Origin of the sequence: Mesorhizobium sp. M7A.F.Ca.CA.001.04.2.1 (assembly GCF_003998485.1) — a bacterium.
GTDB lineage: Bacteria > Pseudomonadota > Alphaproteobacteria > Rhizobiales > Rhizobiaceae > Mesorhizobium > Mesorhizobium ciceri.
Window position 1 is genome coordinate 1 of record NZ_RZQT01000090.1, and the last position, 23,191, is coordinate 23,191.

General features: G+C 64.2%; 14 protein-coding genes. 6 read left to right on the top strand and 8 right to left on the bottom strand.

Going from position 1 to position 23,191, the window contains the following annotated elements; translation table 11 throughout:
- Positions 1-155: 155 nt before the first annotated feature.
- The 7 genes from EN955_RS24040 to hutI form a co-directional block, all read right to left on the bottom strand.
- Positions 156-1,937, bottom strand: a complete 1,782-nt coding sequence (locus tag EN955_RS24040; protein WP_024505587.1) for a glucan ABC transporter ATP-binding protein/ permease — start codon at positions 1,935-1,937, stop codon at positions 156-158.
- A 512-nt stretch (positions 1,938-2,449) separates the two neighbouring features.
- Positions 2,450-11,032, bottom strand: a complete 8,583-nt coding sequence (locus tag EN955_RS24045) for a glucoamylase family protein (protein ID WP_024505588.1) — start codon at positions 11,030-11,032, stop codon at positions 2,450-2,452.
- A 266-nt stretch (positions 11,033-11,298) separates the two neighbouring features.
- Positions 11,299-11,886, bottom strand: coding sequence for a HutD family protein (locus EN955_RS24050; RefSeq protein WP_024505589.1), 588 nt, complete (start codon positions 11,884-11,886; stop codon positions 11,299-11,301).
- A gap of 85 nt (positions 11,887-11,971) precedes the next feature.
- Positions 11,972-13,642 carry a urocanate hydratase gene (gene hutU / locus EN955_RS24055; RefSeq protein WP_024505590.1) on the bottom strand — a complete coding sequence of 557 codons (1,671 nt, stop codon included), beginning with the start codon at positions 13,640-13,642 and terminating at the stop codon, positions 11,972-11,974.
- A gap of 27 nt (positions 13,643-13,669) precedes the next feature.
- A complete protein-coding gene (hutG, locus tag EN955_RS24060; protein ID WP_013532301.1) occupies positions 13,670-14,488 on the bottom strand; it encodes an N-formylglutamate deformylase in 819 nt (272 codons plus the stop codon).
- Positions 14,488-16,029 carry a histidine ammonia-lyase gene (gene hutH / locus EN955_RS24065; protein WP_024505591.1) on the bottom strand — a complete coding sequence of 514 codons (1,542 nt, stop codon included), beginning with the start codon at positions 16,027-16,029 and terminating at the stop codon, positions 14,488-14,490. The genes hutG and hutH overlap by 1 nt, the downstream gene beginning before the upstream one ends.
- Complete coding sequence (hutI, locus tag EN955_RS24070) at positions 16,026-17,261, bottom strand: imidazolonepropionase (RefSeq protein ID WP_024505592.1); 1,236 nt, start codon at positions 17,259-17,261, stop codon at positions 16,026-16,028. The genes hutH and hutI overlap by 4 nt, the downstream gene beginning before the upstream one ends.
- 98 nt (positions 17,262-17,359) lie before the next feature.
- Here hutI and EN955_RS24075 point away from each other — a divergent pair, with 98 nt between their 5' ends.
- Positions 17,360-18,712, top strand: a complete 1,353-nt coding sequence (locus EN955_RS24075) for a formimidoylglutamate deiminase (RefSeq protein WP_024505593.1) — start codon at positions 17,360-17,362, stop codon at positions 18,710-18,712.
- 2 nt (positions 18,713-18,714) lie between these two features.
- Positions 18,715-19,446, top strand: coding sequence for a histidine utilization repressor (gene hutC, locus EN955_RS24080; RefSeq protein WP_024505594.1), 732 nt, complete (start codon positions 18,715-18,717; stop codon positions 19,444-19,446).
- A 45-nt stretch (positions 19,447-19,491) separates the two neighbouring features.
- On the opposite strand, the gene EN955_RS24085 is transcribed toward hutC, so the two are convergent.
- A complete protein-coding gene (locus EN955_RS24085) occupies positions 19,492-19,836 on the bottom strand; it encodes a RidA family protein (RefSeq protein WP_024505595.1) in 345 nt (114 codons plus the stop codon).
- 227 nt (positions 19,837-20,063) lie between these two features.
- Between EN955_RS24085 and aztA the strand changes: the two genes are divergently transcribed.
- The 4 genes from aztA to EN955_RS24105 all read left to right on the top strand — a co-directional run.
- Positions 20,064-20,870 (top strand): zinc ABC transporter ATP-binding protein AztA, encoded by an 807-nt coding sequence (aztA, locus tag EN955_RS24090; RefSeq protein WP_024505596.1) that lies wholly within the window; start codon positions 20,064-20,066, stop codon positions 20,868-20,870.
- Complete coding sequence (aztB, locus tag EN955_RS24095) at positions 20,870-21,745, top strand: zinc ABC transporter permease AztB (RefSeq protein WP_024505597.1); 876 nt, start codon at positions 20,870-20,872, stop codon at positions 21,743-21,745. Before aztA ends, aztB begins: the two co-directional genes overlap by 1 nt.
- Positions 21,746-21,772: 27 nt before the next feature.
- Entirely contained in the window at positions 21,773-22,714 is a 942-nt protein-coding gene (gene aztC, locus EN955_RS24100) for a zinc ABC transporter substrate-binding protein AztC (RefSeq protein WP_013532309.1), read from the top strand.
- A gap of 150 nt (positions 22,715-22,864) precedes the next feature.
- The coding region (locus EN955_RS24105) for a TIGR01244 family sulfur transferase (protein WP_127223467.1) at positions 22,865-23,191 on the top strand (327 nt) is incomplete at its 3' end.

The following is a 23,191-nucleotide window of genomic DNA, read 5'->3' on the forward strand; positions in this document are numbered from 1 at the left end:
GAAAAGGAACGCCCGCCAGGACCCATCACCTTCACCCAAGGCCTCAGACGCTTCAACGCCATCGTCGACGGCTTCGTTCTCGCCTCACAAAAATGAACCCGAAGCAAATGTGTGCGCACGCTAGCCCCTGTGGGAGAAGGCAAAGACGTGCCTGATCAGGCGGCCGCTTCCTGCTGTTGCAGCACGGTGCGGCTGAGGCGGCGGACCTCCTCGTCGTTGAGCAGGCCGCCAGCGCGCAGCAGGCTGGCAAAGCGGCCATTGCGCAGCGACAGCTCGGTGAAGCCGCCCATCTCGACCACCCTGCCCTTGTCCATGAACACGACCAGATCGGCGTCGCGAACGGTGGTCAGGCGGTGGGCGATGATGAAGGTGGTGCGGTCGCGGCGCAGTTCGTCGATCGCTTCCTTGACGCGGTCCTCGGTCTCGACGTCGAGCGCGCTGGTCGCCTCGTCGAGCACCAGGATCGGTGCGTCCTTCAGTACGGCACGGGCAATGGCGATGCGCTGACGTTCGCCGCCCGACAACTGGCCGCCACGTTCGCCAACCACCGTGTCGTAGCCATTGCTCTTGGACAGGATGAAGTCCTGTGCGGCAGCCGCATTGGCGGCGGCATGGATCTCGTCATTGCTTGCATCGGCGCGGCCGACACGGATGTTGTCCTCGATCGAGCGGTTGAGCAGGCCGGCATCCTGGAACACCGTGGCGATCGAATGGCGCACCGACTTGCGGGTCACGGTGCGGGTGTCGATGCCGTCGATCAGTATACGGCCATGGGACGGCGAGAAGACACGCTGCAGCAGGTTGATGAGCGTGGTCTTGCCGGCACCCGTCGGGCCCACGATGGCGACGGTCTGGCCCGCCTGCACCTCGAAGGACACGTCGTCGATGCCTTGGCCGGAATTGGCGAATTCAAAGCCGACATTCTCGAAGCGCACATGGCCGGTGACGTTGGAAAGATCGCGCAAGCCGTCCGGCTCGGCGGAATCAGCCGCGGAGTCCTCGAGATGGTAGAAATCCTCGAGCTTGGCACGGGCCTCGGAAATCTGGTTCGCGAAAGCCGACATCTGGTCGAGGCGAGCGATCAGCATCGTGGCAAAACCGGTGAAGGCAATGACGTCGCCGACACCCAACTGACCATGAGTCACGAGATAGGAGCCGATCGACAACACGATCAGCATCGAGATTGCCGATGACAGACGGTGCAAGGCATTGGCCAGCGCCCACCAGTCGAGCACAGGGTTCTGCGCGTCGAGCAGGTTCTTGACGTAGCGGCGCAGCGTATCGGCCTCGTGGCCGAGGCGATTGTAGCTCTGCAGCACTGCAACGTTGCTGACCGAGTCGGTCACATGCGCGAACACCTTGTGGTAGTGGCGCTCGACCGCGGCCTGGCCCGCCTTGGTGCGGCGCATGACCATCCGGCCGATGCCGACATAGAGCAGCCCGAGGCCAAGCAGCACCAGCGACATGCGCAGGTCCATGCTGATCGCGGTCGGAACCAGCAGTACGAGGGCGACAGCCGTGGACAGATGCTGGCGCATGAATTCGAGCCAAAGGCTGAACAGGGTTTCGACGGCACGCAGCATCGTGTGCAGCGCATTGGAGGTGCCGTGCTGATGGTGCCAGGCGAGCGGCATGGTGATCACGCGCTCGAACGACTCGCAAAGCACTTCGCTGCGCCGAGCATGGGCAAAGCGGTCAGCGCCGCGCGCCACCATGACGAAGGCAACGATGTTGAAGGCGCCGAGACCGGCCCACATGATCAGGGTGGTGAAGACAGAGCCACGCTCGGAGATGGCGCCGATGACGCGACCGAACATAATCGGCTCGAGAAGCGCTACGATGGCGAGAGCCACGTTGGCCGAACAGATCAACGCAACGCGTTTCCTGTCCGCGGCCAGATAACCGAGAGCTCGCCAGTAGATTTGCAGAAGGGTCACCCCAGTTACTCCGCCACGCTGTTTATTGTGCACTGCATCATTTTATTCGTACCGGTTGATACGTCGCAAAACAATGGCCGTGTACCCCTTCAGTTCCCTTAGAGCGAACAAAAGATGGCGACGTTCCGAAATCTGCCGTGATCACCTAACGGTTTGAGAAGACAGGTAAAATGTCAGGCATGCGGCGAAATCATGGCAGTTGGCACGTGCTGCCATAATTTTAATCAGCAACAATGTCGGGCGGATGACTGAGGCCGAAATCGCCTTTCGCGAAGTATAAAGCAAAACAAAGCTGCAGGATGCCCTTCCAGGCGAAGGGTGGCCAAACCCTCACCGCTCGCGGCTACTCCTATGGGGCGCCTCAAGCCTTTGATTACATAGACTTCTCGGCGGGATGCCCCTCAACGGCAGACGGCAACGCCAGGCGGGATGGGGCCTCTCATCCCGCCGTGGTGACAAAAGTCGCGGCCCGGAACCCCCGCTCCGAGCGCATGCTTTTTGGGCAACAGGCCTCAGGCCGGGATCCTGATGACCACCTCGGCAACTTCGCCGTCCTTCAGCTCGACTGCCGAAGCCTTGGTCTTTGCCCCATTCACCTCCAGCGACACGGCCTTGGCCTTATTGTCGCGAATGACACGAACCTTGAGTTCCGCCCCCAGCATTTTGAGATTTGCCGAGTACCCATCCCAGTGGCTTGGCAGCTTCGGCTTGAACTGGACACGCTTGCCGCGCCGTTCGATGCCCAGAATGCCTTCGACCGCAGCCCTGTAGAGCCAGCCGGCAGAGCCGGTATACCAGGTCCAGCCGCCACGGCCGCCCTTGCCGTTGCCGGCATTGTCGTCCCCGGCATAGATGTCGGCCGCCACGACATAGGGCTCCACTCGATAGTGCTCGGCCGTGGCCTCGTCGGTCGCGTGGTTGATGGGATTCAGCATCGAGAAACAACGATAGGCCTCGTCGACCTGCCCCATCTCGGCAAGCGCAATGACGAACCATGTGGCGGCGTGGGTGTACTGGCCGCCATTCTCGCGCACGCCAGGCGGATAGCTCTTGATGTAACCGGGGTCCTTTTCCGTCTTCGAGAATGGCGGCGTGAACAGCTTGACGATCTTCAGCTTGTCGTCGACGAGCAGCTTCGTTGCTTGCTCCATCGCGGTCGTCGAGCGTGCCGGATCGCCCTCTCCCGAAAGCACGCTCCAAGACTGGGCGATCGAGTCGATCTTGCACTCCTGCGAGTTGCGAGACCCCAAAGGCGTGCCGTCGTCGAAACTGCCGCGCCGGTACCATTCGCCGTCCCATGCGGTGCTCTCCAGCGCCCGCTTCAGAACATCGCCATGCTTTGCCCAGGCCTGTGCTCGCTTGGCATCACCCTCGGTCTTGGCGACGGGGGCGAAATCGCCCAGCGTCTTCAACAGGAACCAGCCGAGCCAGACGCTCTCGCCCTTGCCGTGCTCGCCGACGCGGTTCATGCCGTCGTTCCAGTCGCCGCCGAGGATCAGCGGCAGGCCCGCGGGGCTGCTGCGCTTGATGGCGAGATCGAGCGCACGCGCGCAGTGGTCGTAGAGCGTCGCTGTCTTCTTCGAAATTTCCGGGGTGAAGAAGGCATCGTGCTCGCCCTCGCCCAGCGGCTGTCCATCGATGAAGGCCAATTGCTCCTTGAGGATGGAGGCATCGCCAGTGACCAGCAAATAGCGCGCCGTAGCGTGGGCAAGCCAGACTACGTCGTCGGAGATCAACGTGCGTACGCCAGCACCCGTGCGCGGCAGCCACCAGTGCTGCACGTCGCCTTCGGGGAACTGCCGCCGCGCCGCGTTGAGGATCTGGTCGCGCGCCAACTGCGGGTCATGCGCCAGCAGCGCCAGCGTATCCTGCAACTGGTCGCGGAAGCCGAAGGCGCCGCTGGCCTGATAGAAGGCCGAGCGGGCGCGGATGCGGCAGGCCAGGCTTTGATAGGGCAGCCAGTGATTGACCATGGCGTCGAGCGCCTTGTCGGGCGTCTCGACCTGGATGGTGTCGAGGAAGCCGCGCCATTCGCGCTCATTGTCGGCCAATCGCTGGTCGAAGTCCTTGGCCCGATGCTCCTGCACCAGCGCGCTCGCCTCCTCGACCGACTCGGCGTCGCCGAGCAGCCAGAGCAGCGTCACGTCGCCGCCTGCCGGGATCTCGACGTCGCGGGCAATCGCCGCGCACGGATCGTCGCCGGCCTCGACACGGCCAGACAGCGCCGCACCGCTCAGTACCGCCTGCGGTAGCTCGCTGGAGCCATGCCGGCCCAGGAACTCCGATCGGTCTGTCGTCACCGAATGGACGCCGCCGTCGGCCGCCAGGAACGCAACCCGCTCGCCGAAATCCAGCCCGTAGGGATTTTGTGCGAGCAGCGCCCCACTGGCGGCATCCCGCGACGGGACGATGGTTGCCGCAGTGCGCGACCGATGCCCGCCGAGCACCCATTCGGCATAGGCATAGACACGCAGCCGCGCCGGCACCGAGCCGGAATTCTGGATGCGCAGCCGCGAGATTTTCAGGGAATCGACCGGATCGACGACATGGGTAAGGTCCATCGACAACGGTCCGCGCTTCGAGCGGAAGGTCGAGAAACCCTGGCCGTGCCAGGCCTCGTAGGTCATCGAGGGATCGCGCACCATGGCGGCGAGCGGCGAGAATGCCTTGCCGCTGGCCTGATCGTAGATATAGAGGCCCTCGCCCGGGCGGTTCGAGACCGGATCATTCGACCACGGCGTCAATTGGTAGTCGCGGCTGTTTCGGCTCCAGGTGAAGGCTGCGCCCTCGGCGGAGGTGTGGAAGCCGAACGAGGCGTTTGAGACGACGTTGATCCACGGCTGCGGCGTCGTGCGCCGCCCGGCCAGGCGCACGACATAGTGCCGTCCGTCGCCGTCGAAACCGCCAAAGCCGTTCCATTGGCTGAGTCCGCTGCCATCGGCGCTGACATTGGCCACCGCCTGCGAGGCAGGAGTATGCGTCGTGGGTGTCGGCGACGGCAATTCACGCGGAATCGGCAACGTTGCCAGAGCATCCCGCGCCTGCAGGGCCGCCGCCTCGGCGCGCTCGATCTGGTCGAAGATGGTGCCGTTGCGCGTGTGCAGGACGACGCGGGCGACGGCGAGCAGCGTCTTGTAGGTGGTCTCGTCCATAAGATCGCGGCGCACCGCGAAAATGTGCTGGCGCGGCCCGAGCTCCTTGCCGCGCAGACGGCTGTTTTCGCACAGCGTCTCGACCGCCCGCTGCAGGTCCTGGACATAGGAGGACGCCTGCTCGTTGACGACGACGAAGTCGATCATCATGCCGCGGGTGCGCATATATTCCTGGAACCGCAGCGCCTGGGCGACGATTTCGAGATCGGCGACATCGCCGATCCTGACCAGGAAGATCGGGAAATCGCCGGAAATGCTTGTCGGCCACAGGCTCGACTGCTTGCCCAGCCCCGAGGCGATGGATTCCGCGGGAAGACGCAGGAACGGATCCGGATAGATCAGATAGCGCGCCAGCTTCTGCACATTGGCGGCATCGGTCAGGCTGAGGCCCATATGGCGGGTCTGCACCTGGCTGCGGGTCCAGGCAAGCATGGCCTGGCGGGCAAAGCTCTCCGGATGGTCGAGGCGGGCGATGGCTTCGTCCAGTTCGGCACGGCCGGCGCCGACGACTGTCCAGAAGGTCAGCGATATCTTCTTGTTGGCCGGCACGCGCACCTGTCGGCGCAGCGAGGCGACGGGATCGAGCGTAAAGCCTGAGTGGCCGCCCAGCCTGGCGCCCGGGTCGAAAGCGGCTGCGTCGACGATGGTGCGGCCACGGCCGATGAAGGCGCGCCTGTCGGTCTCGGCCTCGGCGTCGCGCGCCGATCCGGACGGATCGGTGACGAAATGCACCATGGCGATATCGGGCTCGCTGGTCTCGCGCTTGCGCCGCGTGGCGAAGATCGCCGCGTTGTTCGCAGAGATTTCGGTTTCCACGAACATCTTCGAGAAGGCCGGATGCGCGTTGTCGGACGCCTCCAGGCCGAGCACCAGCTCGGCAAAGGAGGTCACTTCGATGTGACGGTCGGACGGACCGTCATTGTAGAGCGTGACCCGACGGCCCTCGCCATTGCCTTCCGAGATGACGATGCATTCGACCTCGGAGCGCAACGTGCCCACCGATTTGACGAAGCTCGCCTTGTCGTCGGAGAACAAGGTCTGCGCCTTTTCCTCGGCGGCTCGCTTCGGTTCGGCTGTAGCCGACCACCAGTCGCCGGTGCCGGCGTCACGCAGGAAGATGTAGGAGCCGAGCCGGTCCTCGGTCGGATCCGGCTGCCAGCGGGTGACGGAGAGATCGCCCCAGCGGCTGTAGCCCGAGCCGGTCGCGCTGACCATCACCGAATAGCGGCCGTTCGACATGACGTTGGTCGACCGCAGCGACTGCAGCGGATTGAGCACGATGCGGGTGTCGGGGCTGTCGACTTCGGTCTCGTCCTTGGAGCGTTCGTCGGCCTCGGTCCTGACGGTCGCTGTCGGGATGTCGCGCGGCGCCCTCTCCTGCAGCAAGAGTTCGGCCGATTCGATGACCGGATCGCTGTGGAAGCGGTCGCGCATGCGACCTTCGAAGATGGCGTCGGCAACCGCCGCGATCGACATGCCCGAATGGTGGGCCATATAATTCTGGACGACGACATGGTCCGTGCCTTCCGGCACGCGCTGCGGCGTGAAGTCGACGGCATCGTAGTAGCCGTGGCGGCCGAGCGCCCCGATCTCCCGCAATCGGGCGAGATTCAGCACGGCTTCACGCGGATTGAACTGGGCCGCCAGTATGGTGGCGTAAGGCGCGATCACCGTGTTCTGGCCAAGACCGCGCTTCAGCCCGAGGCCTGGAACGCCGAAATTGGTATATTGGTAGGTCAGTTCGCGGTCGCGGGCATTGTAGGCGGCCTCCGAAATGCCCCACGGCACGTTCTTCTGGCGGCCATACTGGATCTGGCGTTTGATGATCAGCTTGCTGGTCTGGTTGAGGATCGAGCCCTGCGGCTCCTTCATGACCAGCGGCGGCATCAGATATTCGAACATCGAGCCGGACCAGGACATCAGCGCGCCCTGGAAACCGATTTCGACGATCGGCCGGCCAAGCCTGAACCAGTGCTCGGTCGGCAGATCGCCCTTGGCGATGGCGAACAGGCTGGTCAGCCGCGCTTCGGAAGCCAGAAGGTCGTAGCAGCTTTCGTCGAGCTGGTGTTCCTCGACCCGGTAGCCGATCGACAGCAGCTTGCGCTCCGGCCGCATCAGGAAGGAGAAATCCATCTCGAAGGCATAGCGGCGGGTGCGCTCGCGTAAGGTGAGCAGCTTGGCACGCAGCGCCTCGACGGCATTGTCGTCGCTGTGTGCGTCATGGACGTGCGCTTCGCAGGTGGCTTCCAGCCTTGCCGCCCAGTCGACGATGACGTCGCTCTGGGGTGACACCGCCTCGGTATGGATGGCGGTGGCCAATTTGCGGATTTCGCCTGCCAGCACAGCCAGGTTGATGGTGCGGATCGACGCCATTTCGGGCTGCGCCTTGATGGTGTCGACAGCGCGCCGCATGCCGTCGAGACGGTCGGCGAGGCGCTGGCGCAGCGGGCGCAACTGACGGCGGTCGTCGGGCAGATCATCGAGGCTTTCGCTGAGGATGGTGACCGTGTCGAGAATGCCTTCGAAATCGCCCTGGAGGTGGACGGAGGGCGCCTCGGCCCATTCGGCGCAGGCCGCCGCCACCGCCACCAGATGGCCAGCGAGGTTGCCGCTGTCGACAGCCGAGATGTAGAGCGGATAGAGCGGCTTCAGCGTCGTGGTGTCGTACCAGTTGAAGAGGTGACCGCGCTCACGCGGCATGCCCTCGATCGTGGCCATGGTGGCGTCGATGCGGGTGATGGCGTCGGACAGGCTGATCCAGCCGAAGTCGCGGGCGGAAACGACGGACAGCAGGTAGACGCCGATATTGGTGGGCGAAGTACGAGGCGCCACCACCGGCGCCGGGCTTTCCTGGAAATTGTCGGGCGGCAGATGGTGATGCTCTGCCGTCACGAAGCTTTCGAAATAGTGCCATGTGCGCCGCGCCACCGTGCGCAAAGTATGGATATCGGCCTGCGATATGCGCAAGCGATCCTCGGTTTCAGCCGAACGGCTGATCCAGCTGGCGATGGCGGGCGAGCCAATCCAGAACAGCGCGAAGAAGAAGGCAACGAAGGCGCCGGTCGAGTCGGCCAGCACCGGAATGGCAAGGCCGACGAAGCCGATGATCACGGCGCCATACATCATGCCGTAATAGGAACCGACATCGTTGTCGCCCGCCTTGTGCGCCTGCGAGGCGGTGCGCCATTCCAAAAGGTTCTGGCGGCTGACGAACAACCGATAGAGCGTGCGCACGATGGCATCGCCCATCATCCAGGCGTTGTGCGCCATCAGCACGATCTTCAGCGCCACCATGGCGGTGCCGAAGGCGACGTCGCGTGCCAGGGCCGAGAAATGGCCGCGTGGCGTCTGGTCGCCGCTCTTGGGCAGGATGGCGTTGACGATGTCGAATGTCGGCGCCATGAACAGGCTGAGGATCAGCAGGGCCTGCCATTGCGCGGCCTGTGTGAAGGGCAGCAGCGTCCAGCCGGCAATCGCCGCCATCACCCAGAAGATCGGCGTCAGCGAGCGGCGCAGATTGTCGATCATCTTCCAGCGCGACAGCGCAGGCACGCCGGAGCGCGGATCGAGCATGAAGCCGAGCAACTGCCAGTCGCCGCGCGCCCAGCGATGGTGGCGCGAGGCGTCGACCGAGTAGCGGGTCGGATAGTCCTCGACCAGTTCGACATCGGTGACCAGCGCCGATCTCGCCAGCGCGCCCTCCAGCAGATCGTGGCTGAGGATGGTGTTTTCCTCGATGCGGCCCTGGAGGGCGGCCTCGAAGGCGTCGACGTGATAGAGGCCCTTGCCGGTGAAGGACCCGTCGCCGAAGACGTCCTGATAGAGATCGGACACGGCAAAGACATAAGGGTCGAGGCCGCGATTGGCCGAAAACACCCGCTGGAAGAACGACGCATCGTCGCCTGATGTCAGCGACGCGGTGATGCGCGGCTGCAGGATCGCGTAGCCGGCGGTGACGACGCGCTTGCTGGCATCGAAATGCGGCCGGTTGAGCGGGTGGCAGAGCTTGCCTACGAGGGTGGCGACCGCGTCACGGGTGGTGCGCGTGTCGGCATCGAGCGTCATCACGTGGACGACGTTCTCCGGCAGCGGCACGTCGAGCGGCAGGAACGTGGTGTCGCTGTCGCCGCGCAGCAGAAGGTCGAGTTCATGCAGCTTGCCGCGCTTGCGCTCCCAGCCCATCCACGACCCTTGCGCCGCATTGAAGAGCCGGCGCCGGTGCAGGATATAGAAGCGCGGCGCGCCTTCGGAGGGATAGCGTGCGTTGAGGCGAGCGATCTCGGCACGCGCGAATTCGAGGATTTCGGTGTCGGCAGCATCGATCTCGGTCTTCGAGTCCGGCCAGTCCGACAGCAGCGCGAAATGGATTTCATCGGCCGTGTTGGCGAGATGATGCACCTCGATATTGCGGATGTTTTCCTCGACATCGTCGCGCGAGCCGATCAGCGACGGCACCACCACCAGCGTGCGCGCCTCGGGCGGCACGCCGTGCCGGTAATCGTAGCCGACGAGGCGCGTCGGTTTCAGGAACAGCGAAACGACCGTGTTGAAGAAGGCGAGCGCGCCCTCGCTGGCCGGCACGGCAAAAAGCGCCAGCATGAGGACGATCGAGGGCACCGACAGGCCGAGATTGGCAAGCGCGTTGCCTGAGAGGACGAGAAGCAGCGCCGTCAGCGCAAACACCGGTACGACGATGCCGAGCCAGCCGGTCTTGCGGAAGGCACGCTTGACTGTCTGGCTGATGGTGGGTCGATAGCCGATCGCCTTCTCCAGCTCGAGCCGGCGTGGGCCGACGAGAAAGAAGCCGACATCGGTGTGGGCGGACCCGGTTAAAACGACGTCGCCGTCGCCATCGCTGGCGGCGTGGCCGGCCAGCTCGATGGCCTTCTCGGCGACGCGATATTCCGAAAGGTTCGAGCGGCGCGCCAATTCCTCGATCGCGGTCCGGTACTGGTCGCGCGAGAAGAAGTCGAGCGCGGCGAAATCGGTGCGCTCGCGCAGCACGGTGTCGATGCGGCTGACGCCTTCGAACCACACGGTCCAATCGACGTCGTTGATGAGGCGCAGGCCGCGAATGATGTTGCCCGTCGTCACATTGCCGCTGGACAACGTGTGATGTTCGGAAATGATGATTTCCTCGGCATCGGAGCCGGTCTTTTCGAGCTCGCCTTCCAGCCATTCCAGAGCCTTGCCGGCATTCTGCGAGCCATCGCGCAGGCGATAGAGCAGCTGGGTGGCGAAGGTGGTGTCCTGTGCGTGGGCGCTGAAATTGGACAGGATCGACTGCCGGTCGGCGCTGTCGTCGGTGGCCAGGACCTTGTCGGCCACATCGTTGGCGATCTGACGCATCTGACGGGTTCGATTGACCCTGACCGCCAGCCGGCGCAGATTTTCGATCAGCACGAAGCGCAACAGCGAAGGCAGCGCCCAGAGTTCGCCGATCTTCAGCGGCTCGACCGACTGAAAACCCTGGACGATGGACTTGAACATCGTCGCCGAAACGGAACTGTCCGAATGCGCGACATAGGTCCAGGCCAGCGCCAGCGCGCGCGGCACGCTGCCGCCGTCAGGCAGTTTCAAGGTCGGCAGCTGGCGATAGAAGCGGCGCGGCAGGTCGCGCTTGACCTGGAAAATGGTCTCTTCGACCAGGTAATTGTTGTCGAGCAGCCATTGTGCCGCCGGCGTGATCGTCTCGCCCCTCGCCTGCGCCGCATTGGTCGACCGGTAGACTTCCAAAATCTTCTTGGCGCTGTCGCGGATACGGGCCTGAAAATCGAAGGGCGTCAGCCCGAACAGATCTGTGAGGTCGCCTTTCGCCAGGCTTTCACCGAGCAGCCGAAGGCGCTCTTCGGGCAGGTAATTGGAGCGGATCGGCTCTTCGGTGATGGCCGGGAAGCTCGCGCTTGTCTTCTCGATTTGGGCAGGATTCGTCTGAATATTCATTGAAAATTCCGTAAGCGGGCACTGAGCGGCGTCACCGCCACGGCAATGGCCCTAAAACCGGTTCAAATGCAATTGGTTGCATAAACCCCACTTGCCGAAAGTTTGTTTCCGCACCACGACAGGGCGTCGTCTCTCAGCAAAACTCAAAGACAAGCACCCCACTTCCCGCCAGCCAGATCGGCGGAGAGGATTCAGGCTTTTTCGTGATGCCGCCAGCAGCTTACGCTATATTTCGCCGGTACCGCGATCATGTTTGGAAACAAGCGTTAATCGTTGCCGGCGATGGCGCGGATCCGGATCACGTACAGCGTTGCCTCATGGGCGGGTTGGACAAGCAGGCCGGTGCTGACCGGCCCGGACAGCAGAGTGTCAAGCGGCCCGAGGCGAACCGGTTCAGCGGCGGGCACACTGATGTCGCCGTCCAAGCACAGGATGAGCGTTGTGCCGGCTTCAGTCCGGATTTCCACGGGGGCCGAAATCACCAGGCGTTCGACCGAATGCGTCATCCGGCTTCGGCGGGTCATGACATTGAGATCGGTGATCGGTCCGCCGATCAGCGCGGCCGAGGTCTGCGCGTCGGCCGGGAAAGAAAACAGGGCGGTCGTCCTGTTTATAGATCTCGGCGGGTAGCCCGCAATCTCGAGGACGATGCCCTCGCCTTCGAGCACGGCAAGGGTGCGATCGATGCCGGCGAATTGCGAGAACGGACCGCTCGATTCGACACGCGCCATCGACACGCGCCAGTCGAAATCGTCGAGCCCGGCACCGGGCGGCGAGACGGCGATTTCCGTCGTCACGCCGCCGCCGTTCTTCCACGGCATCGACCGGTATTCGGCTGCCCGCAGGATGCGCATACCTAGCCCTCCGCTATGGTTACGGGCGTTCGAAACTCGAAAAGCCGATTCCGCGGCTTTTCGCCTGCCTGCGGCCGGACGTTTCTCACCCGAGAATGCCGGGCAAGTTGAGCTGGTGCTCCTTGGCGCATTCGACGGCGATTTCGTAGCCGGCATCGGCGTGGCGCATGACACCGGTCGCCGGGTCGTTCCACAACACCCGCTCCAGGCGCCTGGCGGCTTCGCGCGTGCCGTCGGCGACGATGACCATGCCGGCGTGCTGCGAGAAACCCATGCCGACGCCGCCGCCATGGTGCAGCGACACCCAGGTGGCGCCCGACGCCGTGTTGAGCAGCGCGTTGAGCAGCGGCCAGTCGGATACCGCGTCCGAGCCGTCCTTCATCGATTCCGTTTCGCGGTTCGGCGAAGCGACCGAGCCGGAATCGAGGTGATCGCGACCGATGACGACAGGCGCCTTCAGCTCACCCTTGGCCACCATATCGTTGAAGGCGAGGCCGAGCCTGTGGCGGTCGCCAAGGCCGACCCAGCAGATGCGCGCCGGCAGACCCTGGAAGGCGATGCGCTCGCGCGCCATGTCCAACCAGTTGTGCAGGTGGGTGTTGCCGGGCGTCAGTTCGCGCACCTTGGCGTCGGTCTTGTAGATATCTTCCGGATCGCCCGACAGAGCTGCCCAGCGGAAGGGACCTATGCCGCGGCAGAACAGCGGACGGATATAGGCCGGCACGAAGCCGGGGAAGGCAAAGGCGTTCTCGAACCCCTCCTCCTTGGCCACCTGGCGGATGTTGTTGCCATAGTCGAGCGTCGGCACGCCGGCGTTCCAGAACGCCACCATCGCCTCGACATGTTCGCGCATGGAAGCGCGGGCCGCCTTCTCGACCGCCTTGGGGTCGCTGACGCGCTTCTCGCGCCACTCGGCCATCGTCCAGCCCTTCGGCAGATAGCCATTGATGGGATCATGCGCCGAGGTCTGGTCGGTGACCATATCGGGGCGAATGCCACGCCTGAACATCTCCGGGACGATCTCGGCCGTATTGCCAAGCAGTCCGACCGACTTCGCCTCGCCGGCCTTGGTCCAGCGTTCGATCTTTTCCAGCGCCTCGTCGAGCGTCTCGGCGCGCTCGTCGACGTAGCGGGTGCGCAGGCGAAAATCGATCGAGTCCGGGTTACATTCGATGGCGAGACAGCAGGCGCCGGCCATGACGGCGGCGAGCGGCTGGGCGCCACCCATGCCACCGAGCCCGCCGGTCAGGATCCATTTTCCCTTGAGATCGCCGCCATAGTGCTGGCGACCGGCCTCGACGAAGGTCTCGTAGGTGCCCTGCACGATGCCTTGCGTGCCGATGTAGATCCACGAGCCGGCCGTCATCTGGCCGTACATCATGAGGCCCTTCTTATCGAGCTCGTTGAACTTTTCCCAATTCGCCCAGTGCGGCACCAAATTGGAGTTGGCGATCAGCACACGCGGGGCGTCCGGATGGGTGCGGAAGACGCCGACCGGCTTGCCCGACTGGACCAGCAAAGTCTCGTCATCGGCCAGCGTCCTCAAGGAGGCGACGATGCGGTCGAAATCGTTCCAGGTGCGCGCCGCCCGGCCGATGCCGCCATAGACGACCAGTTCGTTGGGATTTTCAGCAACATCCGGGTCGAGATTGTTCATCAGCATGCGCAGCGGCGCTTCCGTCAGCCAGGAGCGCGCGCTGATTTCGGTGCCGCGCGGGCTGCGGACTTCGCGGATGTTGTGGCGAGGATTGTTCATGGCGTCACTCCATAAGAGGATCTGATGTCAGACGCGCGCCCAGGATGTCGCGGTCTCGAGGATTTTCCGCAGGGTGGCGCGGATCGGTGCTGCGAACTCGGCGTCATAGGGCACCGGCCAATTGTCCGGCGTACCCTTGCCATCGGGCTCGCGCATATAGATGCGGTTGGAAAGTTCCATCTGCAGCGCATGCACGCCTTGTTGCGGCTGGCCGAAATGGCGTGTGATCCAGCCGCCCTTGAAGCGGCCGTTGATGACAAAGGTTTCACCGGTTTCGGCCATGATCTGGCCGACCATCGCCTGCAGCGTCGGATCGGCGCTCCTGCCGTCATTGGTGCCGAGATTGAAAACCGGCAGCGTGCCTTCGAACAGGCGCGGCAGCACTGAACGGATCGAGTGGCAGTCATAGAGCACGATCTTTTCGTGTAGCCCGCGCAACCGGCCGATCTCGGCCTGCAAGGCGGCATGGTAGGGCACGAAGAATTCCTCGCGACGCTCGTCGATCTCCGACGGCCCCGGTTCTTCGCCCTCGCGATAGAGCGGATCGCCATCGAAGGTCTCGGTCGGGCAAAGGCCCGTCGTCGCCTGGCCGGGGTAAAGCGAGGCGCCGGAGGGATCGCGGTTGACGTCGATGACGGTGCGGGAGATCGCGGTGTGCACCACCGTCGCCCCGAGGCCGGCGGCAAAGTCATAGAGATTATCGATCCACCAATCGCAGTCGCGGCGGCCGAGCCAGGGTGAGACCAGCCGATTCTCAAGGCCGGCGAGGTCGATGCCGGTGTGTGGTATCGACACCAGCAACGGGGCTGTGCCGGGCGTGACCGTCAGCCAGGGCGCGCTTGCCATCACACCGCTCCGGAAATCGACGGCAGAGCCACACCGCCGGCGGCCTCGATGGCCGCACCGCCGCGCACCATGGCGATGGCTTTTTCCATATCGGGGTGGAAATGGCGGTCATTGTCGAGATGCGGCACTTCGGCCCGCACCAGCCTGCGCACCGCCTCCAGGGCGTCGCTCGAGGCCAGCGGCGCGTGGAAATCGCAGCCTTGGGCCGCGGCCAGCAGTTCGATGCCGATCACCGCGGTGGCGTTCTCGACCATGCCGATCAGCCGGCGCGCGCCGTGCGCGGCCATCGAAACATGGTCCTCCTGATTGGCCGAGGTGGGGATCGAATCGACTGATGCCGGATAGGCTTTCTGCTTGTTTTCGGAAACGAGCGCCGCCGCCGTCACCTGCGGGATCATGAAGCCGGAGTTCAGGCCGGGCTTGGGCGTCAGGAAGGCCGGCATGCCGGAAAGTGCCGGATCGACAAGCATGGCGATGCGGCGCTCCGACAGCGAGCCGATCTCGCAGACGGCGAGCGCGATCATGTCGGCGGCGAAGGCCACCGGCTCGGCGTGGAAATTGCCGCCGGAAAGCGCGGTGTCATCCTCGGCGAAGATCAGCGGATTGTCGGTGACGCCGTTGGCTTCGGTGCCCAGCGTGTCGGCCGCCTGGCGCAGCACGGTGAGTGCCGCGCCCATCACCTGCGGCTGGCAGCGCAGGCAATAGGGATCCTGCACGCGTTCGTCGCCAACCCGGTGCGATTCACGGATGGCGCTGCCGGCCATCAGATTGCGCAGGGCGTCGGCCGTCTCGACCTGGCCGGGATGCTTTCTCAGCACATGGATGCGCGGATCGAAGGGTGCGTCGGAGCCTTTTGCCGCGTCGGTCGACAGGGCACCGGCGACCAGCGCCGATTGGTAGAGCACTTCGGCCTCGAACAAGGCGGCCAGCGCATAGGCGGTCGAAAACTGGGTGCCGTTGAGCAGCGCCAGGCCCTCCTTGGCGCCCAGTGTCACCGGTTCCAGGCCATGCGAGACGAAGGCGACCTTGGCCGGGAAACGGCCATGTGGGGTAAAACATTCGCCGACACCGATCATCACCGCCGTCATGTGCGACAACGGGGCGAGGTCGCCGGAGGCGCCGACCGAACCCTGCGCCGGCACCACCGGGATGACGTCGTTGGCCAGCATCGCTTCCAGCAACTCGATGGTTTGCGGCCGCACACCCGACGCGCCCTGCGCCAGGCTGGCGAGCTTCAGCGCCATCATCAGCCGGCAAACGGCAACCGGCATCGGCTCGCCGACGCCGGCGGCGTGCGACAGGACGATGTTGCGCTGCAAGGTCTCGAGATCCTCGGCCGGGATGCGGACGCTGGCCAGTTTGCCGAAGCCGGTGTTGATGCCATAGACCGGCTCGCCCTTGGCGACTATCCTGGCGACGGCCTCGGCGCTCGCCTTGATTTTCGGCCGGCAGGCATCGTCCAGCTTGGGCACGGCGCCACGATAGATGGCGCGCCAGTCGGCCAGCGTCGCATTGCCGGGCTTCAGGGTCAGTTCGGTCATTGTCCTCTCCAGATGCGGGCATGCAGCGGGTTGAAGCCCATGCGATAGACGAGTTCGGCGGGGCGCTCGATGTTCCAGATCGCCAGGTCGGCGGATTTTCCGGCTTCCAGCGTGCCGGTTTCTCCCAGCAAACCAAGCGCGCGGGCCGCCTCCCGGGTGACGCCGGCAAGGCACTCATCGACGGTCAAGCCGAACAGGGTCGCCGCCATGTTCATGGTCAGAAGCAGCGAGGTCAGCGGCGAAGTGCCGGGATTGTTGTCGGTGGCTACAGCCATCCTGACGCCGTGCTGGCGAAACAGGCCGATCGGCGGCTTCTTGGTTTCGCGAATGAAATAGTAGGCGCCGGGCAGGATCGTCGCCACGGTTCCGGCCTTGGCCATCGCCGCTGCACCTGCCTCATCGGTGTATTCGAGATGGTCGGCCGACAGCGCACCGTAACGGGCGGCGAGTTCGGCGCCATGCAAATTGGACAGTTGGTCGGCATGAAGCTTGACCGGCAGGCCGGCCGCCTTTGCAGCATCGAAGACGCGCGCCATCTGTTCCGGCGAAAAGGCGATGCCCTCGCAGAAACCGTCGACGGCATCGGCCAGCCCCTCGGCGGCAACCGCCGGGAGAATTTCCCTGGCGACCAGATCGATAAAGGCGTCCTTGTCACCCTTGGCTTCCGGCGGCAGCGCGTGGGCGCCGAGGAAGGTCGTGCGGATCGTCACCGGCCGCTGGTTGCCCAGCCGCCGTGCGGCACGCAGCGACTTCTTCTCGTTTTCGAGGTCCAGGCCGTAGCCTGATTTTACCTCCACGGTCGTTACGCCCTCGGCGATCAGCGCATCGAGGCGTGGCAGTGATTGGGTGACCAGTTCGCTCTCGCTGGCTGCGCGCAGCGACTTGACCGAGGAGACTATGCCGCCACCAGCCCGGGCGACCTCTTCATAAGTGGCGCCGGCCAGCCGCATCTCGAATTCGTTGGCGCGGTTGCCGGCATGGACCAGATGGGTGTGGCAGTCGATCAGGCCGGGTGTGATCCAGCGGCCCTCGCAATCAACCGTCTCGGCGCCCTGGGCAAGTGTCGGGGGCAGCTCCGACTCGGGGCCGGCATAAACAATGCGGCCGTCACGCGCAGCGACCGCGCCATATTCGACGACGCCAAGTCCGGCAGACCCGTCGGCCATTGTCGTCAGCCGCGCATTGCGCCACAGACGAAGATCCCCTGCCCGGCTTTTGCTCTTTGCAGCCATCATCTTTTCCGTTTCAATCGATGACGGTTATGTATATACATATTGAAACGCACTGCAAGTGCCTTCATCGCATGAGACACAGAGAACCGGAGAGAAAAGTGGCAGCGATCTTTGCGGAACAGGCGCTCCTTCCCGATGGCTGGCGCGAAAATGTGCGGCTTACCCTGGCCGAGGGACGCATCACAGCCGTTCAGCCTGGCGCTGCTGCGGCAGCCGGCGACGAACGTCACGCGATCCTGTTACCCGGCATGCCCAATTTGCACAGCCACGCCTTCCAGCGCGGCATGGCCGGCCTTGCCGAGCTTCGCGGCCCCTCCGCCGACAGTTTCTGGAGCTGGCGCGAGGTGATGTACCGTTTCGCCCTGTCGATGACGCCCGATCAGGTCGAGGCGGTTGCCGCACAACTCTATGTCGAGATGCTGGAGGCCGGGTTTTCGCGTGTCGGCGAATTTCACTATCTGCATCACGACCGCGACGGAAAACCCTACGCCAACCTCGCCGAGATGGCCGAGCGCATTGCGGCCGCGGCCGGCGAGGCAGGCATCGGCCTGACGCTTTTGCCGGTGTTTTATGCGCACTCGTCTTTCGGCGGTGCCGCACCAAACGAAGGCCAGCGGCGATTCATCAACGATGTGAATCGATTCTCGCGGCTTGTTGAGAAATGCCGCGAATCGGTTCGCGCGTTGGATCAGGCTGTTGTCGGCGTCGCTCCGCACAGCCTTCGCGCCGCGACACCGGAAGAACTGATTGACGTGACTGCCCTGGCGCCGGACGGGCCGATCCACATCCACATTGCCGAGCAGGTGAAAGAAGTCGAGGATTGCCTTGCCTGGTCGGGCGCGCGGCCGGTCGAATTTCTGCTGGCCAATGCCAAGGTCGACAAGCGCTGGTGTCTGATCCACGCCACCCACATGACCGATGCTGAAACCGTTGCCATGGCCAAAAGCGGTGCCATCGCCGGCCTATGCCCGATCACCGAGGCCAATCTCGGTGACGGCACTTTTGCCGCGCCGCTGTTCAGGGAACATGGCGGCCGCTATGGCGTCGGCTCCGATTCCAATGTGCTCATCGGCCTGCCCGACGAGTTACGCCAGCTCGAATATTCGCAGCGTCTCGCCCACCGCGCCCGCAATGTGCTGGCGGTCGCCGGCGGCTCGACCGGCCGCGCACTGTTCGACGCCGCGCTCGACGGTGGCAGCGTCGCGCTTGGCGCCGGTGCTTCCGCGATCGCCGCCGGCGCATCCGCCGATCTTGTCTCGCTCGATCCCAAAAATCCCTCGCTGGCCGGCAAGAGTGGCGACGCGATCCTCGACGCCTGGATCTTCGCCAATGGCAGCAAGGTCGACTGCGTCTGGGTGCATGGCCGCAAACAGGTTAGCGGCGGCAGGCATGTGAAGCGAGAGGCCATCGCTGAGCGTTTTCGCAACGTGATGACGGCGCTTTCGGCATGAGCATGGCCGGCACTGTGGGGGCGGAAGGCGGCGGCTCGCTGCACCAGCGCATCCTCTCCGACATCAGCGAGAAAATCCTGTCCGGCGCCTGGGCGCCCGGTCATCGCATCCCGTTCGAGCATGAGTTGAGCGTGCAATACAATTGCTCGCGCATGACGGTGAACAAGGCGCTGTCGCAGCTTGCCAAGGCCGGACTGATCGAGCGCCGCCGCCGCTCAGGCAGCTTTGTGCGCCGGCCGCAGTCGCAGGCCGCGGTGCTGGAAATCCACGATATCCGCATCGAGGTCGAAGCGCTCGGCCTGCCCTATCGCTACGAGCGCGTCGCCCGACACAAAAGGCGCAGCAGCGCCGGGGATCGCGCGCTGCTGGAACTCGGCGTGGCCGGACCGGTGCTGGCGCTGGAGTGCGGTCATTTCGCCGGCGAGCGGCCGTTCGCGCATGAACAGCGGCTGATCAATCTCACCGCCGTGCCCGAGGCAGCGGACGAGGAATTCATGGCCACCGCACCAGGACCATGGCTGATTGGCCGCGTGCCGTGGAGCGAAGCCGAGCACCGGATTCGCGCTGTCGCCGCCGACAGGCATATCGCGGCTGCACTCGATATAGAAACCGGTGCGCCCTGCCTGGTGGTCGAGCGACGGACGTGGAGCGCCGAGCACCCGGTCACCCATGTGCGCTTCACCTACGGGGCCGAGAGCCACACGCTGGTGGCGAGGTTCAGGCCGCAGGGGTGAGGCTGACCTCCCCCCACGTGGGGGGAGATTGGCAGCTTCAACGCCTCAAATCGCAGCGGTAATAATAACCTCGACCAGATATTCCGGGGCGGCGAGCTTTGCTTCGCCGGTGGCGCGGGCTGGCGTGTTGCCCTGCGGCACCCACTTGTCCCACTCAGCGTTCATCTCGGCAAAGGTGCTCATGTCGGCCAGCCAGATGATCGCCTGCAGGATCTTGGTCTTGTCGGAGCCAGCCTTGGCCAGCAATTCGTCGACAGCCGCCAGGATGTCCCTGGTCTGCGAAGCGACGTTGCCGGTTGGCTGGCCGACCTGGCCAGCCAGATAGACGGTATTGCCATGGATGACGATCTGGCTCATGCGCGGGCCTACATCGATGCGACGAATGCTCATTGGATGGTTCCTTCCTGTGGCGGTTGCGCTTCTTTAGAGTCGCGACCGGCTTGGGGCAAGGTCGCCAGGTCGAATCCCCTTGGGCCAACGGCATATGGATGTGCACACACGGCAAGTTGACCCTGCGGCCGCAATTCCGCCGGATTGGCTTGTTGACTAATGTAATAACATCACATATCCAATCGGCCGCTGCCAGCAGCCGGATTTCGCCGCCTACGGATCGCAGAATGACAAATACCTGCCTGACATTCCGCGACCTGACGCTTGGCTACGGCAGCCATCCGGCGATCCATCATCTCGACGGCACCATCCGGAAGGGCTCGTTGACCGCTGTGGTCGGCGCCAACGGCTCCGGCAAATCGACGCTGATGAAAGGCATTGTCGGCGTCCTGAAGCCCATGGCCGGCGAGGTTATCCGCGCGCCCGGTGTACGTGCCGCCTATCTGCCGCAGCAATCGGAGCTCGACCGCTCCTTTCCGGCACGGGTGGTGGATCTGGTTTCGCTCGGCCTGTGGCCACGGCGCGGCCTGCTTGGCCGCTACACCAGGGAAGATCGCGATGACGTCAGCAAGGCGCTGATGGCGGTCGGCCTCGGCGGCTTCGAGAAGCGGCCGATCGACACGCTGTCGGGCGGCCAGTTGCAGCGCACGCTATTTGCGCGTGTGCTGCTGCAGGACGCCGACCTCATCCTGCTCGACGAGCCGTTCAACGCGGTGGATGCCAAGACGGTCGGCGACCTGATCGCGCTGATCAAGCACTGGCATGGCGAGGAACGCACCATCATGGTCGTCGTCCACGATCTGGATCTGGTGCGGCAGAATTTCCCCGAAACGCTGCTTCTGGCCCGCCAGCCGATCGCCTGGGGCGAAACCCGGGAAACGCTGAAGCCTGAAAACCTGTTGCGCGCCCGCCGTTTTCACGAGGCCTGGGAAGAAAATGCACCCTGGTGCGAGCCGGGCGAGGACGCTCATGGTCACGATCACCATGGCCACGATCACGATCACCAACATGGCGTCGGACCGAAGGCTGCCTGATGGACACATTTTACGGCCTTGTCATCGCGCCCTTCGCCGATTTCGCCTTCATGCAGCGGGCGTTGATCGGTTCGCTGATGCTGTCGCTCGGCGCCTGCCCGATCGGCGTCTTCCTTATGCTGCGGCGCATGAGCCTGTCGGGCGACGCCATGGCGCATGCCATCCTGCCCGGTGCGGCCGCCGGCTTCCTGTTTTATGGGCTGGAGATCCTGCCGATGACCATCGGCGGCCTGATCGCCGGCGTCATCGTCGCGCTCGGCGCCGGCGCCGTCTCGCGCTTCACCATCCAGCGCGAAGACGCCTCGATGGCGGCTTTCTACCTTATTTCGCTCGCCATCGGCGTGCTGATGGTGTCGATCCGCGGTTCCAGCGTCGATCTCATGCATGTGCTGTTCGGCACCGTGTTGGCGCTCAATGACGAGGCCCTGACGCTGATCGGCGGCATCGTCGCGGTGACGCTGGTCAGCCTCGCCATCTTCTGGCGGGCGCTGGTCGCCGAATGCCTCGACCCGCTGTTCCTGCGCTCGGTCAGCCGGCTCGGCAGCCCGGTGCATTTCATCTTCCTCGGCCTTGTCGTACTCAACCTCGTCGGCGGCTTCCAGGCGCTCGGCACGCTTCTATCGGTTGGGCTGATGATGCTGCCGGCCGCGGCCGCCCGCTTCTGGACGGTTCGCGTCGAGCCGATGTGCGTGCTGGCCGTACTGATCGGCTTCGCATCCTGCGTCGCCGGGCTGCTTTTGTCCTATCACGCCTCGCTGCCATCCGGCCCGGCCATCATCCTGTCGGCCGGCGTCGTCTATTTCGCCTCGATCCTGTTTGGCACGCGCGGCATCCTGCGCGCACGCATCATCCATCACCGTCACAGAACGGCCTGATCCCCGCCCCTAGAAGGAGACCCCTCTATGCTGAAATCCATCCATGCCGCCCTGGCGATGAGCGTTATAACATTAACCGCCTTTGGCGCATCGTCGGCCTTCGCGGCACCGCTGAAAGTGGTCGCCAGCTTCACCGTCATTGCCGATTTCGCCAAAAATGTCGGCGGCGACCGCATCGATGTCACCACCATCGTCGGGCCGGATGGCGATGCCCATGTCTACGAGCCGAGCCCGGCCGATGCGGTGGCCATGGCCAAGGCCGACATCGTGCTGGTCAACGGCCTGCATTTCGAAGGCTTTCTGCAGCGGCTGGTCGATGCCAGTGCCACCAAGGCCTCGATCATCACCTTGACCAAGGGCGTGACGCCGATCGATTTCAAGCCTGAATTCGCCGATGCCGACGCGGCCGAAGGTGCCGGCACCGGCGGCGGCAAGACGGTCACCGATCCCCACGCATTCCAGTCGATTGCCAACGCCAGGATCTATGTGAAGAACATCGCCGAGGCTTTCTGCGCGGCCGATTCGGAAGGCTGCGTCAGCTATCAGACCAATGCCGCCGCCTACACCAAGAAGCTTGATGCGGTCGAAGGTGAAGTGAAAGCGGCAATTGCCTCGATCCCGGAGAGCAAGCGCGTCGTCATCACCTCGCACGACGCCTTCGGCTATTTCGAACATGCATACGGCCTGACCTTCCTCGCCCCGCAAGGGGTGTCGACCGACTCCGAACCATCCGCCGCAGACGTTGCCAAGCTGGTCAATCAGGTGAAGCAGGACAAGGCGGCTGCGATCTTCGTCGAGAACATCACCAACCCGCGCCTGATCGAGCAGATCGCCAGCGAAACCGGCATCAAAGTCGGCGGCACGCTCTATTCGGACGCGCTGTCGCAGCCCGACGGCCCGGCCGCGACCTATATCGACATGATGCACAACAACATCCGTCAGATCAAAGGCGCTATTCTCGGCAGCTGAGTTTGAAGGATTGCCCAGCCGGGCCGCATCGGCCCGGTTGGATTTTCTGGCACGCAATGTCTATTTGGCAGAGAAATCCTTCGGCACGGATTGCCGCCCATGTCGGGGAGTGGCAAGACTGCCACCTGACCAGTTTGCGAGGATGCTGCCATGGAATACCGCGAAATCAGCGAGGACTATTCGGTTTCGGGCCAGATCCAGCCCGAAGACGTCGCCGCCATCAAGAAAGCCGGCTTCAAGAGCGTCATCTGCAACCGGCCCGATGACGAACAGCCGGGCCAGCCTTCTGCCGACACCGTCGGGGCAGCGGTCGAAGCCGCAGGCCTCGCCTTCCGCTACATTCCGGTGATCAGCGGCCAGATCACGGCCGAGAATGTCGAGGATCAGGCCGAAGCGCTCGAGGAACTCGACGGCCCGGTCTTCGCCTATTGCCGTTCCGGCGCCCGCTGCACCAATCTCTATGGACTGATCCAGCAG

Coding starts and splice junctions, on each gene's coding strand:
- EN955_RS24045 (WP_024505588.1), bottom strand. CDS start 11,032: ATGAATATTCAGACGAATCCTGCCCAAATCGAGAAGACAAGCGCGAGC.
- EN955_RS24050 (WP_024505589.1), bottom strand. CDS start 11,886: ATGCGCATCCTGCGGGCAGCCGAATACCGGTCGATGCCGTGGAAGAAC.
- hutU (WP_024505590.1), bottom strand. CDS start 13,642: ATGAACAATCCTCGCCACAACATCCGCGAAGTCCGCAGCCCGCGCGGC.
- hutG (WP_013532301.1), bottom strand. CDS start 14,488: ATGGCAAGCGCGCCCTGGCTGACGGTCACGCCCGGCACAGCCCCGTTG.
- hutH (WP_024505591.1), bottom strand. CDS start 16,029: ATGACCGAACTGACCCTGAAGCCCGGCAATGCGACGCTGGCCGACTGG.
- hutI (WP_024505592.1), bottom strand. CDS start 17,261: ATGGCTGCAAAGAGCAAAAGCCGGGCAGGGGATCTTCGTCTGTGGCGC.
- hutC (WP_024505594.1), top strand. CDS start 18,715: ATGGCCGGCACTGTGGGGGCGGAAGGCGGCGGCTCGCTGCACCAGCGC.
- EN955_RS24085 (WP_024505595.1), bottom strand. CDS start 19,836: ATGAGCATTCGTCGCATCGATGTAGGCCCGCGCATGAGCCAGATCGTC.
- aztA (WP_024505596.1), top strand. CDS start 20,064: ATGACAAATACCTGCCTGACATTCCGCGACCTGACGCTTGGCTACGGC.
- aztB (WP_024505597.1), top strand. CDS start 20,870: ATGGACACATTTTACGGCCTTGTCATCGCGCCCTTCGCCGATTTCGCC.
- aztC (WP_013532309.1), top strand. CDS start 21,773: ATGCTGAAATCCATCCATGCCGCCCTGGCGATGAGCGTTATAACATTA.